This is a genomic window from bacterium SCSIO 12827, assembly GCA_024397995.1.
Lineage (GTDB): Bacteria > Pseudomonadota > Alphaproteobacteria > Rhodospirillales > Casp-alpha2 > UBA1479.
This window is the reverse complement of sequence record CP073746.1, coordinates 92,021-106,420: the sequence shown is the minus strand read 5'-3', so window position 1 is coordinate 106,420 and position 14,400 is coordinate 92,021. Positions and strand designations below refer to the sequence as shown.

Annotated in this window: 15 protein-coding genes; 3 read left to right on the top strand and 12 right to left on the bottom strand. The window is 53.5% G+C overall.

The window, feature by feature from the left end; genetic code table 11:
- Positions 1 to 117: 117 nt before the first annotated feature.
- The 4 genes from KFF05_00515 to KFF05_00500 all read right to left on the bottom strand — a co-directional run bounded on the left by KFF05_00515 (position 118) and on the right by KFF05_00500 (position 4,078).
- A complete protein-coding gene (locus tag KFF05_00515) occupies positions 118 to 1,368 on the bottom strand; it encodes a Y-family DNA polymerase (GenBank protein ID UTW51922.1) in 1,251 nt (416 codons plus the stop codon).
- A complete protein-coding gene (gene umuD, locus KFF05_00510; GenBank protein ID UTW51921.1) occupies positions 1,365 to 1,832 on the bottom strand; it encodes a translesion error-prone DNA polymerase V autoproteolytic subunit in 468 nt (155 codons plus the stop codon). The genes KFF05_00515 and umuD overlap by 4 nt, the downstream gene beginning before the upstream one ends.
- Positions 1,833 to 2,315: 483 nt before the next feature.
- Complete coding sequence (locus KFF05_00505; protein ID UTW51920.1) at positions 2,316 to 3,224, bottom strand: cyclic nucleotide-binding domain-containing protein; 909 nt, start codon at positions 3,222 to 3,224, stop codon at positions 2,316 to 2,318.
- On the bottom strand, positions 3,203 to 4,078 hold the full coding sequence (locus tag KFF05_00500) for a WYL domain-containing protein (protein ID UTW51919.1): 876 nt from the start codon (positions 4,076 to 4,078) through the stop codon (positions 3,203 to 3,205). The genes KFF05_00505 and KFF05_00500 overlap by 22 nt, the downstream gene beginning before the upstream one ends.
- Positions 4,079 to 4,200: 122 nt before the next feature.
- Between KFF05_00500 and KFF05_00495 the strand changes: the two genes are divergently transcribed.
- The 3 genes from KFF05_00495 (at position 4,201) to KFF05_00485 (ending at position 7,556) form a co-directional block, all read left to right on the top strand.
- Positions 4,201 to 5,802: a hypothetical protein gene (locus KFF05_00495; GenBank protein UTW51918.1), complete on the top strand. Its 1,602-nt coding sequence runs from the start codon at positions 4,201 to 4,203 to the stop codon at positions 5,800 to 5,802.
- Complete coding sequence (locus KFF05_00490; GenBank protein UTW51917.1) at positions 5,799 to 6,599, top strand: hypothetical protein; 801 nt, start codon at positions 5,799 to 5,801, stop codon at positions 6,597 to 6,599. Before KFF05_00495 ends, KFF05_00490 begins: the two co-directional genes overlap by 4 nt.
- Positions 6,600 to 6,707: 108 nt before the next feature.
- Entirely contained in the window at positions 6,708 to 7,556 is an 849-nt protein-coding gene (locus KFF05_00485; GenBank protein UTW51916.1) for a hypothetical protein, read from the top strand.
- Between the two features lie 141 nt (positions 7,557 to 7,697).
- On the opposite strand, the gene KFF05_00480 is transcribed toward KFF05_00485, so the two are convergent.
- The 8 genes from KFF05_00480 to KFF05_00445 form a co-directional block, all read right to left on the bottom strand.
- A complete protein-coding gene (locus KFF05_00480; protein ID UTW51915.1) occupies positions 7,698 to 8,306 on the bottom strand; it encodes a zeta toxin family protein in 609 nt (202 codons plus the stop codon).
- Positions 8,303 to 8,554: a hypothetical protein gene (locus KFF05_00475; protein ID UTW51914.1), complete on the bottom strand. Its 252-nt coding sequence runs from the start codon at positions 8,552 to 8,554 to the stop codon at positions 8,303 to 8,305. The genes KFF05_00480 and KFF05_00475 overlap by 4 nt, the downstream gene beginning before the upstream one ends.
- Positions 8,555 to 8,670: 116 nt before the next feature.
- A complete protein-coding gene (locus KFF05_00470; protein ID UTW51913.1) occupies positions 8,671 to 9,183 on the bottom strand; it encodes a hypothetical protein in 513 nt (170 codons plus the stop codon).
- A 211-nt stretch (positions 9,184 to 9,394) separates the two neighbouring features.
- Positions 9,395 to 9,718, bottom strand: a complete 324-nt coding sequence (locus KFF05_00465) for a hypothetical protein (protein UTW51912.1) — start codon at positions 9,716 to 9,718, stop codon at positions 9,395 to 9,397.
- Entirely contained in the window at positions 9,715 to 10,338 is a 624-nt protein-coding gene (locus KFF05_00460; protein UTW51911.1) for a hypothetical protein, read from the bottom strand. Before KFF05_00460 ends, KFF05_00465 begins: the two co-directional genes overlap by 4 nt.
- 41 nt (positions 10,339 to 10,379) lie before the next feature.
- Positions 10,380 to 11,534 carry a hypothetical protein gene (locus tag KFF05_00455; protein UTW51910.1) on the bottom strand — a complete coding sequence of 385 codons (1,155 nt, stop codon included), beginning with the start codon at positions 11,532 to 11,534 and terminating at the stop codon, positions 10,380 to 10,382.
- Positions 11,535 to 12,919: 1,385 nt separating this feature from the next.
- Entirely contained in the window at positions 12,920 to 13,822 is a 903-nt protein-coding gene (locus tag KFF05_00450) for a hypothetical protein (protein UTW51909.1), read from the bottom strand.
- Between the two features lie 3 nt (positions 13,823 to 13,825).
- A complete protein-coding gene (locus tag KFF05_00445) occupies positions 13,826 to 14,365 on the bottom strand; it encodes a hypothetical protein (GenBank protein ID UTW51908.1) in 540 nt (179 codons plus the stop codon).
- Positions 14,366 to 14,400: the final 35 nt, after the last annotated feature.

The following is a 14,400-nucleotide window of genomic DNA, read 5'->3' as shown; positions in this document are numbered from 1 at the left end:
GCGATGAGGCTGCCGGCATGTTGCCGTCCGAGATAACCGTCCGCGACAGACAGCCGTTCGCTTGAAGCTGAGGGCAGAGCGGGGCGCTCACCGGAGCTGTCGTCGATAAGGTTCCAGTCAAGCTCTGGCAACCGGCAGTTCCCTCCAACAAGTTGTGTAGCGCCTGGATAGGTGCCGCTGGGTCATGTACCAGGTCCTGGGGCGGGGCATATGACCGTAACAGAGCGTTCCCGGCCCATGCCGGGCGTTGAGCGCGTCCAAAGTCCGCATAAGCATCTCCCGGCGTGGGTCTGAGACGTCGAACAGGGACGGCGGCGCCTGTCGGCGTATGTCGATCAATAAAACGCCAGCCTTTTTGTAAGGGATGCCCTGCCGGTAAATCCTATCCAGACCCTGGAGTGCCGCTTTTACGAGGTCACTGGTATTCGATGACGCCGACGCTAGGCCCACGGTGACACTGTTCGAATACTGCGGCGATTCCGGACGAAACGGGTTGCCTCGAATGAACACATTGACAGCGCCGGCGGCTAGTCCGTGCCGGCGCAGCTTCTCGGCCGCACTGGTGGCGAAATGGCGGAGCCTGGACGCCAGGCCGTCGCGGTTCCGGACGGTGGTGCCGAAGCTGCGGGAGACGCATAAGGTCTGCTTGTCGGGTGTCACCTGCTCCAGCGCCAGGCAGGGAATGCCGTTTAGCTCGTCTACTGTGCGGAGACCGGTCACGCCCATGATATCGCGGGTCCATTGACGGTCCATCTGCGCCAGGTCCCAAGCGGTGGCGATACCGTAGCGATCGAGGCGGCGCGACCATCGCCGGCCGATACCCCACACGTCGCCCACGTCCGTTTCCTTCAGGACGCGCGCCCGGGCGTCGGGATCGAGCAGGCTAAATACACCGTCCGGCGCGGCCTTGGCCTGCCGGTTGGCAATCTTTGCCAATGTCTTGGTGGAACCGAGGCCGACACTGACCATAAGCCCGGTCCATTGATGGATCGTGTTTCTGAGCGTCCGTGCGTGGTCAACCGTCTGGTCCACGCCGGTATAGTCGATGAAGCATTCATCGATGCTGTAGATCTCGATGTCGGGGACGTTTGCCGCAATGATGTCCATGACGCGGCGGCTCATGTCACCGTACATGGTGAAGTTTGCGGACCGCACCTGTACGGACCTGCACTCGGGCCGCTCGCGAAGCTTAAAAAATGGATCGCCCATCCCGATCCCGAGCGCCTTGGCTTCGGGGGAACGGGCGATCACGCAGCCGTCATTATTTGATAGAACCACCGTGGGCTTGCCTCGCAGCTCGGGCTGGAACACTCTTTCGCAGGACGCATAGAAATTGTTGGCGTCAGCCAAGCCGAAAATCCGGCTCACGATAGGCACCGGACCACGTTCTTGACGACACCCCAGATTTCCGAGTCCTCGCCCATCTCAACGGCGGCGAAGCTATCTCCAGGCATGTCATGACCCTGAACCTCGGGAATCAGCCACCACCGCCCGTCCCGGCGCCTCAGCCGCTTTACGGTCATGTCGCCGGCTAGAACGGCGACGACGATCTGGCCCGGTCGGGGCCTGATACTGCGATCCACAATAAGAAGATCGCCGTCGAAAATGCCGGCGCCAGTCATGGACGAGCCCGAAACCCGGACGATGAAGGTGGCTGCAGGATGCTCGATCAGGTCGTTTAGATCGAGCGTACCGTCAGAAAAATCTTCTGCTGGGCTGGGGAATCCGGCGGGAACACGGGCGGCGACCAGCGGTAGCGCCAGCCGCCGGCTGGTCCTGGACGTAAAGATTCGGGAGCGATTGGCAGATGTGAACATTTCAAGAACATACATCTGTCTGCTTCGGCCAGGCAAGCGGAGTCTGATTTCGATCCCGCCGGCCGCCAGCTAGTCGGAAGCTGTCAGGTGGCTGTCATAGCTTTTTCACAAGGGATGCAGCCCACGACCAGGCCGGAGTAGCCGGCAATCTACCGCCTTTTGTCATATCGGCCCTGTATGGACTGGAAAATCGTTGAGCCTGGAAGGCGAATAAGCAGGATGCCCATAGGGCGTCGGGCGGCCCAGAAGGTGGGCCCACCCGGCATATCCTGCCCCCCTACGACAAGGCGAACTCCGGCGGAAACGTGCAAACTCCGGCAAACCCATGCAAGGCCACCCAAATTGAGGGACCCCCTTGGTTTTATGGGAAGTTGAACTCTTAATTTGAGCGCCGTTAGTGACCTTAAACGAGCCCCCGCTCCGATGGGTCGCCGTCAGCTTACAATCAGCTAGCCGCCCCCAGCGGCCTAATTAGACAGCCTCATAGGAAGCGCTGGTCTATCGGCTATTGCGTGAGCTTGTGAGTTTCAAATCGAAGATAGCCATGATGGTAGCCAGAGCGAGTAGGACAAAGCTATTGATCGTGTGTACCTTGAGCTTCTGATCTGTGTTGACGCTAAAATCAATCAATGGGAGGTCCAGCCTTTGGCCGTCCACCGTTACTGCAAAGCTTATGGAACCATAGACGATGGAGAGAATGAGAGCGATTGCCGCCATACCAGAGATATTTCGATAACGAAAATCTGGGTTCAACTGCACCATGCATACGAAGCCAGCAAGCGCGACACTTAGCCCACCCCAAAAGACGTATAGAAGATCAAAGTTCGCAGCCCATAGTGCAGCTCCCCCGATGACGCCGGCACCAACACTCACGATCCCGCTCAGGGCAACCCACGGAAGCCCCTTTCTTTCGACCGCCTCACCGAGTTGTGCAATTTTGCTTCGAGAGAGATTGTCGATCAGCTCAGCAAGACGATCCGAAAAGCCGGGAAAATCTTGCATGATCTTGCGGAAATCAGTCCCCGATAGAACCAACGCATCAAGTTGTTTTGATTGTACGATTACATCTGCCGTTCGTACTTCACCGGCTTTCTTCGCCGCCATTTCACCAACCGTGTGGGGGGCGCCCCGCACATCAATATGACGGTTATTAATTCGTACCTTCGTGCTGCCGGCAATAATGAAATAAACGCAGTCGTCCGTATCTCCTTGCTCAATTAGCTTATGACCCGAAGGGAAAGTAGCAAATTTCGCGGATTCCATGACCCGAGCTACAATCTCTTCGTCACCCGCAATCAAATCATTTCTGAGCAAAGTGGCGTGCTTTCGTTCCTCCGAGTTTGAAGCTTCGGCTTCCTCTGGACCAATCTTGCCATTGCTTCCCGTCAACTTCTTCGGTCCAGACATGACTCGACTTCCTTAAGGTTCTTTAAAGTCAGGTGAAAGCTACTTTTGTTGCGCATGTAATCCCCTTCCAACTCCAACGGGTCAAAACCGTAAAAGCGGAGATAGTAGAAGAGCATCGCTTTGCGCACGCTAATCGCCAGTTGGCCATTCTCCATGCCATATTCGATTTGAAGCCTTTCTTTCTGACGCTTAGAAAGCTTGGGGTCAGGCTGAAAGCACAAACTGATGAACGAGCGCCAGCTTGTATCTTCGGGCAACTCCGCAACGTCATCTTCTCTAACTGCGATCTTTTCAATACGTGACAAAACGAAATCTGAATAACGATTCTTATCGCTATCAAATGCCCGCATATGCCATCGGTGCCCATCGCTAGCGATCGCATGCGGGAACAATCGACGCGGCCCTTCGAACTCAGAGCTAAGTGAGACGTATGTTACTTCGACACATTGGCCAGTACGGATCGCAAGCAAGACTGATTTAAGCGTTGCAGGGTCAGCTTTTCTCGAAGCAACGGCAACTGCATCGAACGATGGAATATTTGCAGGCCAGATTTCTTCGGCCTGACGATACCCGTGGTGAAGCATCTCGAGATGAAGTAAATACTCGGACGCCTCCCCTTTTAAGAACTTCGGACGGAAAGAACTGCCTGCCACGTATGTACGTTGACGGGGGTCGTAAGACATATTCTTGGGAGCCATATCGAGATAAGACGTCAAATCGATGGTGGCCTGCTGTGGCGAGATTTCAAACTTTTGCTGAAGCAATTTTCGCCCGACCGTTCCCTCCCACATAAGCTGAAACTCAATAAATTCATATCGCCTACGCAGGCTAGGCTTGAACGCGTCTTGCTTCATGCGGCTGATTCCTCTCGAAACCAAGACTACCATCTTGACATTTTATAGGGTAGTCCTATTTTATAGGATATCAGTAAATATTAGCGCGGTTCGGACCGGGCAAATTAGAAAGGATAATCGAAATGCCCTGGAATGAGGCGACCGCGCTAGCGCGCATTAAGAAGCACGTTGCAGAAGCTCCAAAGTTCGAAGTGCAGCGCTTCGAAGAATATCGGCAGCTTTACGAAACCCGCGAAGTGGCATTTGCAGCGGCAATGGAATCAATTACCCCGCCGCTATTCAGCCTGCCGAAAAATCAGGCCGTCGTTGTCGATACCGTGCAAATCTACATCGCCATTACGAACTATGACGAATATCGACTGGAGGAGGGTGTTGAGACCGAGGCATCGCACGACAGGGCTATGCGTCTCTTGCACCTCTACTACAGCACCGCGGATCGGGTAATCGAAAACTCGTCGGCACAACGCGTCGACTTTCATAGCGGTCGCGTACATGCCGTCGTCCTTGAACAAGGCAACGAGGGCGTCACCCGCGAAACACTCGCCGAAGCCTTTGCCTTCATCGAGGACTTTCAAAAGGTCGCGGTCGCCGCCAATCGCGAACTAGGTCGCAGTGAATTCGACGCAAACTTCCGCATTGGAGTGGACGTTGGGACATGCGTTGCCATCAACAACGGCACCGGAGACGAACAGGAGCCAATGTTTCTTGGCGGCGCCGCAAACCATGCTGCAAAACTAGCCGCTGGAGAGGAGTCCGGCGTCTACGTTTCAGATCGAGTTCGCAAAATCCTTGGACACGCTGAAGAGGGAGTTTCTCTCGAATTTTTGAGCCTGTCCGAAGGCGATGTGGCAGTAAACTCTGCCCGTCGCTCGCCAGAGGGTGATTTGGTGTTTGGTGAGCAAAGCCGCGAAGAATTCACTGATAGAATCGTCGCTAACTGGCGTAATGAAATTTACAAAGGTGACCTGCCGGACGTCACAGACGCATCCTTTTCGTTCTTCTATCAACATCCCCCACTGAGCGAAATCGACTACGCCAAGCTTAGTCCGAGCCATTCAATTAGAATGGCTCTGGTGTCACTTTTTGCCGATTTGTCCGGATACACAAACTATGTAGATGATGCGGTTCAAAAAGGTGCCATCCGTGATGTCGTCCGAGCACTTTTTGTAATTCGGCAAGAGTTTCAAAATGTCGTCGAGGACGACTTTGGAGGCAGAAAAGTCCGCTTTATTGGCGACTGCATCCATGCCGTTATTGCTGAAGGGTCAGATACGGAGACTAACGAACGGAACTCAGTTGCGACTGCGACAATGTGCGCAGGTGGGCTCCATAAGTCCTTTGCACTGTGCAAATCCGTGCTGGATGATCTGGATAGCTTGGGCTTGGCCGTTGGCCTTGAACTTGGACAAACCCCGATTTCAAGGATCGGCATTAGAGGAGATCGCTCAGTTCGGATCGCATCAAGTGTTGCAACAACACGTTCCGAACAGATGCAGCGCGAATGCGAGGAAAATAGGGTAAAAATCGGACCAAGCGCATTGCGGGTAGCGCCAGCAGCACTTGAGGATATTCTTGACGAAGCAGGTTATACCGCGGAGCCGGATTATGATGAAATCACGGTGTGCCTCTCTGCCGCACCAGCAACGGTTGCTAACCCAACATACGCCCGCGCTCACGTGCCATCGAGCTCAGAGCAACCGCGCGCTCACTTGAAGTTTGAATGAATTCCGTCGAGCTTCTTCTCCAAAATTTGCCGCCTTGGATAGAAATAGAAGCGCGGCATAATGGCGGAGTGAAAGTAGTTGCTACGCCGCCGTTGCCTGGGGGCATGTCGAGTAAGAAGTTTTACCTTGAACTTCGAGCTACCGACCAGCGCGGCGCCTCTGCAATCGAACAAATGGAGCACCGCCAGTTTCCTGAGTTTTGCCTTGAACGTCACATAAACCCTGACAACACATTCTGCTTGTATTACGGCTCTGATAAATTTTTGACAAACGTCGATGCTGCTAATTCTTGGTGGTCGGGGCTCGGAAGTTTTCTGGCAAACCAGCTTTACGCAGAGAGGCGTGCTGTATGGCCTTTGGCCGCCGGCTTAAGTCATGGCAGTGCAGCTAAAATACAGCTTGAGATGGAGGCTCTGGCAGAACCACTCGGCTGGAAGGATGATGTTCTGCGTTCCATGTTTCGGGGGAAAGGCTGGCTGGCAGAAAAGCTTCCTCGCCGTTCAAAAACGGGTGATCGGATTTTGAATTCCCGCGCGCCTTGTCCCCGGGGCTGTACCCTTAAACACAAACTGTTCAGAAAAGACCCCTGTGGTTTCGATGAATGTTATTCAGATTGTCAGAGACAGCACAAACCCATACTTCGCAGAAATTGCCCAAACCGCACTGTGATAGAAAGTCTGATTTTTCATGAATACGAACGCCGCAAGATTGAAGCCCAGATCATTGATAAGCTGGTCGCCGAGGGAAAAGAATGCTGCGGCACAATGAAAATCTGTCCACTACGCGAGCGTGGATAGTGGGTTATCAACAAGACACTGGGCCATGAGTTCATTCACAGGCCATTGATAGCGTCCTCTTTGGATGGCTTTACTATCCGCTGTCTCCCTGATTGAGAGCTGTTGCGCATGGAGTTCGCGATTGTCAACGGGCGGCGTCATTCAGCGAAACGCGGCCGCAGAGGCATCTGTGCATTATGTGGTGAAGAAGCGATTCCCAAATGCGGGAAGATACGAATTCATCATTGGGCACATAAGCGTGGAAGCAATTGCGACCCGTGGTGGGAGCATGAAACCGACTGGCATCGTGAATGGAAGCGAAACTTTCCGGAACACTGCCGGGAGGTGACTGTCACTTCGAAAGATGGGGAGAAGCACCGGGCAGATGTTAAAACAGACTGTGGCCGAGTGATCGAATTTCAACATTCACCGATATCATTCCAAGCGCGAGAAGCACGTGAGGCGTTCTACGAAAGCATGGCGTGGGTCATAAATGGCCTTCGTGTCGAAAGAGAGATAAAGCGCTTCGACTTTCAGCTAAACCACGCCCGAGTGTTGCAAAACTCACCACTCAAGCTGAGAATTCCTGTCGGCAATTGCGTTCTGATAAAAACTTGGGCGAACAACAACGTGGGTGTCTATTTTGATTTTGGTGACGCCCTGTTCTCGGATTTCCGTTTCAACTTTTCTATTCCGACCCTATGGCGCCTTTTTCCTGGCCATCAGGAATCTCACGTCGAAATCGCACCCATCTGGCAAGCGGAATTTATAGACGCTGCTCTGAATGGCGGTTCCGTTAACGGCATAAACGCCCCGGACATTGCGATCTCGCAAAACCGAGAGGGCACCGAACCTGAACTTGATCCTATCAGACAGCTTCCAGAAACGGTGGAGATTTCTCCAAAGTACAGTCGTCTGAAATCAGAGTCTGACTTGGATTACTCTTTGCGTGTCTGGGGTTTTAACGGAGACAGCTAGCTTCAGAGCCCCATCAGGGGAGAAACGCATTGAAAACGTGTTCAGTAACACACGAGGCGAAATCAGTTGAAAAAGGAGGCCGCCGTAGGCGGCCGACTTGTTGTTTTGGTTAAGCCTGTCGGACTAGCAGGCAATGCCTCGTTACATTTCTAAGCCCATTTCGGGTGCGTGGCGGAGGCCTGTCGGAACGGCATTCTTCACCCAAGCAGAAAGCGCGCGATTAACGAACCTGGTCGTCTGGCGTTCGCGAACAAGCATCAAGCGAAACCGATCACGGGTGTTATCGAGGACGAAGGATCTGTGAGCTGTCCGCATGGCATCCGGAAGGTGCGCCAAGCTGCGAGAGAAACGGCGCTCGATGTCGGCTAAGGGAACGGAGTGACCGCCAGCCTGGACGCGCCCGAGGACGCGGCTATAGGAATCCTCGGGACGGGCAAGGCCGATAAACACGAGATTGACCTTATACCCAGCTGCACGAGCGGCACGCATAAAACGAAGCTCCCCCTGCCCCGTTAATGTGGTTTCCATAGCGAAGGTTTGGCCCTTATCGACGAAGCGGCCGCGCTGCTCGATGGCGAGCCTGCCGGCACGCAATAGCGTGGCGGTGGCACTAGGGCCAGGCGGGAGCTCCTGGGCGATAAAATCGGGGTTCACGATAGGAATGCGCCCAGCGACATGGCGAGCTGCGAAAGTGGATTTACCGGCACCGTTAGGCCCGGCGAATACCCACAGCTGCGGTTTCGATGTCAAAGGACGCGGATAACCTGGTCGCCGGCCGGATCGCAGCGGACGAGTTCACGACGGCCGCAAGGATGGCGTTTGATGACAAGGCCGGCTGGGGTGTCGTCTTCGCTGTAATAGATCGGGAACCCAGCAGCCAGGCGCTCTCGCGCGGCCGTGTCGTCATCCTTTTTCGACGCGCGGCGGATTGCCTTCCAGATTTCCTCGCTGGGATCGGCAGATACTGCGGTGTCGTCATTGCCGGAGGAATTCTGCATGTTGGGCCTCTGTGTGATCGAAAGGCGGATCTTATGAGCCGGCGGCAATCTCTAGAAAGGGTACCCTTACTATGGGTGCCCTTTGATTGTAGATTTTGATGGTTCCGCAGCCTCTGTCAATAAGGCCGAGTGCCGTTGAGTATCTTCCGCAACACAGCCTTACCACCAATGTGATAGTGCTCCCCCAGAATTTCTGATTCAACGAAGTGCGATCCAAAAACAGGGCCGCTTTTCTTCTTCGGTTTTGCCGGCGTTGGCGGAGGGGTAACGCCGTCTGGATTTGATTTAGCGATCACGTTGAAAATCAAAACAACCGCCATGAATAAAACCCAAATCGGCCCAAAGCCGATCCAAATCAGGCCTCTCAGCCAGATTGGATTATTGGAGTCCTTCGACCATTCAATTGCCCCAACAATCGATCCGATGATTCCACCAAGCACAGCCAGAACGGTGAAAAGCGCGATTAAGAACCATGCAACACAAGCCAGGCCATAAAAGAAGCCGCCACCTGTAACGCGCTCCAATTCGGTGGTCAGCTTGAAAAACAAGCCTTCATCCACCAACGCAACCCAAGGCGCAGCCCCCACTGAAAAGACAACAATGTAAATCAGAACGCGGCAAAGCATCATTCAACGCCTCTTGGTTTAGGCCCCTGGGCTGCCCCCTAAGGTTAGAGCGAAGAAACAATTACTTTAAATTCAAAATTCTCCCTATGAGCAAAGTCACAACGCGAGGTTACAGCCCAATGTTGGCAAAATCGGCACGCCCTTTGGTCGGGGAGTTTTTTCATTGGCTCAGTCATTGGCATTCCACTTCTGACCAATGCCGTGCCGCTCAGTTCTAACGGCGCTCCACCGCCTTGATCACATCAAGATCGAGAAAACTCTGGGCAAGCCACTTGATCGTGGCATGACCAGATGCAGTTAATTTAAAGCCATGATGGCGGCGGCGGTCAGGGAAGTCGTGCACCTCAAACTTGATGACTAAATCCTTGGCAACCATGTCGTTTAAGGTTCGATGGACATGCGGTCGGGAAATCGGTGTTCCAGTGGCCTTCCGAATATCTTGTTCGATTTCTGATGCCAGAACCCTCCCCTTTCGCCGACGCATGGAAAGCAAGACAAGGATCTGCGTCCCATGAGGAAATATCTTTTCATGCCTCATACCTGATTAGCCTTCTCGCTAATCACGCGGCGACGCCAAGCTACCCACTCAGGAAGATAATCGCCTATCAGATCTTCCATCCACTGTGCAATTTCAGCGTCAGACAAATTCGTTTCCTCGATATAGAATTTCGCGATTTTCATATTTTTCCTCATATCCCTCCTTTCTTTCTCAACTTCCAAAAACTGAATTATCTTGGCTTGGTCATCGATCGTTCGGACCAACATTTCCGTGTATTTCGACTGAGGCACTGTCACGACTGGCTCATCAACTGCCGTGGGTTCAGATTGTTGATAAATGTATTGACCCGTGCTGCGAATGGCGGGCAAAACGTCTCGCGTAACCCACTTTTTGAACCGTCTCGCGGCGGCCTTTCGGCTGCTGAAAATCAAGCTGTATAAGCCGGACTCGTTGATGGTCGTCATGTGCTGCCGACCGCCGGGGGTTTCAATCAAATGCGTTCGTTTCTCATCCTCGTCTAACCTTGAAAGTGCGTTCTCGGGCTTTGCCAGTTCCAATGCAGTGCAGATATCCTGACCGACGAACCAAACGCCCTCTTGATCATCTGAAACGACTCGAATTCTGCGACGCTCAAACTTGAAGGGAAGTACCTCAGACATAATTTTCTCCATCGTGACGTGTTGCTCGCTACCTTGTTGCCTTACCCGGAAGCGTTTGGGTTCCTCATGCGATCCATCACCTTTTGTGCGCCGGGTGAAATTTTGCTCGCAGCTGCCTGCGCCGCGTTCCCAGGATTGAGCCCGGCTGAAACCAGCCCCCCGGCACCGGTAGCGAGACCGGAGGCAACGCCTCCAGCAGCGCCCGAGAGTGCGCCGCCCCATTGACCTCGAGCACGGTTAACCGCGTAAGCACCGGTCGCCACGGCACCTGCCGTGATGACAGCAGCTGCCTGGTTCGTAAGCTTTGAGCCCGCGATTGAGTTCGCCATCCCGGTCGCTTCGGCCATGAAAGCCGTCCCGAGCCAACCGAGAGCGATAGCCACCCAAAGTTTCGGATTGTTGAGCGCCAACATCTCAGGTATCTGGGCCGCGCCCTCCCCTACAGTGCCAATGCCAAGTTCGCTGACGCCGTAAAGACATACGGCCAGCGCAATAGTGGCGCCATAGAGAACCATGAATGCCGCGAACAGAGTTCTCACACCATTCAAAGCGACGTCTTTGCCCCAACCGAACCCGAGAGCGACCATCAGAATCGGAGACAAGGCGGCAAACATCATTACGCGGAAAATTGTGACGACGACTTGCGCGAAATAGACGATCAACAAAAGTCCGTAAGGCAGCAGCAATAGAACCGCGAAGATGATCGGCGACGGATTGGTCAACGTCGCATAGCTCAACATGGCCTGCGCCATGCCGAACACCTTGAAAACACCGTTGTGAGCCACCTGCACCAACCCGGCTATTCCGTCCAAACCTTGGATCCCGCTAACACCTGGAATGGCGGGAACGGAAACCCCTGTCTGCACCGAAACCCCACCGCCAGCTTTCAAAACCGCCGATGCAGCTCCGCTGATGGTGGCCAGCGCCGACTTGTAGATGAGGTCAACCAATCCCGGCCCCTGACCGCTAAGCAGAGCCGCTGCGATGACAAGGAAAAGAAATTCGTGAAAGAACCCAAATACGTCCGGTTTTCCCAAGACCATCCGGAAACCATGAGAGATCACCCAGAGGCCGGCGATCCCCAGAAAGATCGCCCACATCGGCGTCAGCAACACCTGGCTAAGGTCTTGAGTGAACTGGTTTGCCAGCTGGACATAGTGGTGGGTGATTTCACAGGTGAAGCAATCGTTGAACATCTTTCGTCTCAATCTCTCTCGAACTATCAAGTGGTGAAGTTTTTGAAGCGGCGCGCAATGCCCGCCGTAATTTCAGAAAGTTCCCCCTCCTGGCAGCGGATGGTTCCGAACGTAGGTTGCCGCCCAGGCGAGAAATGCTTTATCGAGGTCCTTCGGAGCCTCCCCCTTGTCGTTGACCCACGCCCGCCAACGTTCTTCGAGGTGCTCGACGCTGTAGCCGCCGAATCTGCGTTGCGCTTCTTCGAAGCAAGCTTGCGTGATCGAAGCGGGGGGATTTAGGGGGGTGTTTGAATCTTGTTGGTGAGATGGTGTTGTTATATCGCCGGGCTTACCAACGCCCGATCGACCATCGTTGGAAAACCCGTCGATGGCTGGCCTCTCATCGACCCGGTATCCATCTGAGGAAGTCGCCGGCCGGCGTCTAGGATGCCCGGCCCCTTCGGCTTCTGTTCCGTCTACAACTACCGGCGTGTCATAAACGGTGTGGTCCCATTCAAACCGACCATCCGGCGTTCGTCGTCGAATCTGGACCAAGTATCCCCAACGCTCCAACTCTACTCGCGCACGGCGCCACCTATCTCTTGATAGGCCGAGTTTTTTGATCAGCTGAGAAACATAAACCGTCCAGTCATTCGGGCGGCCGATAAGCCAAGCAAGCACTAGACGCGTCTCCGGACGCATCGGGTGATGCTTGTCGAATTCTAGGATAGTATCTGGAACGACTGTGAACGGGCCCGTGAACCTCTTCACTCGCACAATGCCGCTCACAGCAGTCTCCCAACCAGTAACACGCAACTCATACGCAACTCCTGCTAAGTGCTTGAGTCGTCGTGCTTGCGTTTGACTACTGTTGGAGAGTTATGCCGTTGATCTGACTGGCTATCCGGTGCAATGGCATTGTAGAGGTCGTCGGTTCGATTCCGTCCGGCTCCACCATTCCAACCCTTTGAATTATCAAGGGGTTTTTGATTCCCCGCAAATCAGCGCAGTTGGCGTTTTCGCTCGGGTAGGCACCGGGTAGGCACGCGACGCAATTTCGTGTCTTTTTTCTCGCGCGGCTCCCAACAGCTCAACGCAGCTAGCCACCGCGTAGGCGCGCTGCGAAGCATCTATGCCCGCCGCTCGTGCCTTAGTACGTCTACACGGAGCGTCGATCTAACTCGGAGCGACAATGCCCCGGCACCACTCAGAGCATCTTCCATCTTCCAAAATTTGAACCCGGAGGGGTGGGGGTGGGGGTGGGGAGGGGCGAATATCGCCGTATCGCGAAGTGGCCGCTGACCCCTATTTTTCCAGAGGGGGCTTTGAAAATTTCCCGGTGTGTGCGTAGCGAAGCCATCGCCACGCGCAATCGCAATTGAGGCGATAGCACATACATGGAACCCTTACGACGGCACACGAAGACTTGGATAATCTTCTTCAATCGCTGGTATATCTGATTCCTGCCTATACGCACGCCCGGCCTTTATTGTTTTGCTTTCAACCCGCTTGTCTTTTTGCAGATAAAATTTCCTCACTCCGTTACCAAAGGCCACGGAGAGGTTCTTTGCAAATGGCGATGATAATCCGAGGATTTGCGCTAACTTGGAAGCTTTGAGATACAGAAAGAAATGCGAACCGGTTAGGTCATAATATGAATGCGCTTGAACGGCGTTATATGAATCAAACGCATTAAAACCAACTTCAGGCACGCTAAATATCACATGCTGGCAAAAGGCTTTCTCAGACGTTTCTTCTATTCGTGGGAAATGAATGACTTTGGATACCTGATGAGGCTCTAGGTGAATGACGGCGATGTCCGACTTCAAGTCCCGGTAAAACCCTTCCCTGAACGTTTTCTGTTTGGTGAAAAAAATGGTGACACTGGAACCAAATATTTCCCGGAATGCTTTTTCCCCCAAATTTCGAATTGAACTCTGCGCCTCCGCTAGCGACACATCACCCCATTTTTTCTTGGCAATAGCCATTAAATCTTTGCTGTCGAAGCAATAGTCAAAGCGCACTTCCTTGGGATGATAAGGGTGAGCTGACCGCATTATGTCTCTCGAAACATCAATCATTGCAGCCCTAAATTCTGCGTCCGCGGCCTGCCTCAATGTTTCGTCGCGATAGTCAAAGTAGATATAGCCCACAGAAGACAGGACGAAGCAGGTAAAGCCCGTCACACGCAATATTGTCCGGCTTACTCGCCACAAATGCCAATTTGCGTCCTTTCCCTGAGCGATAAACGTAATGATGGCCGAGACGAAAGCGAACACTCCAACAAGAACTTTCAGGAACAAAATCATGTGCTAATCGCATTCGCTCTGCGGGGCTATTTTGTCCGTGAGGAACAGTTCGTTTATCAATTCGGCCGCGATCTCAACATTCCGTACCGCCATGGTTGGATCAAAAATACTCTGGTTCTTTTTGTGGGCAGCGCTGTTACGAAGTTGGCGAACCGCCGTCCATTGCACCCGCCTACTCTCGGTGAGGAATCCATTTCCTATAAGCCAGTCAATCTTCTCAGCAAATGACTTCGCCTTCTTCGGCGCTCCGACATCCTTGCATCGATGAATGACGGCAGCTTCATGCACGATGAATAGTTGCTCACAACCTACGGCAAAGAGCGGATAGAAAAACCAACCGTAGACCACAGTTGCGCGTGCCACTTCAAACAATTCAATGACATCTCTAGGCACACAGTCATTGAGCCCGGGCTCAAGGATCATCCTCGCCCATTCACCGCCCATCGGGGTTCGTGAAACTCCATTCTTGTCTACAAGAACGAATACACTGCTGGTCGGGTCGTGCTGATCCCAATTCTCAGGATTAAGTTTCTTAAACGCCAAGTCCGCCTCGCAAGTCGCATGTCATGAGAAATCGA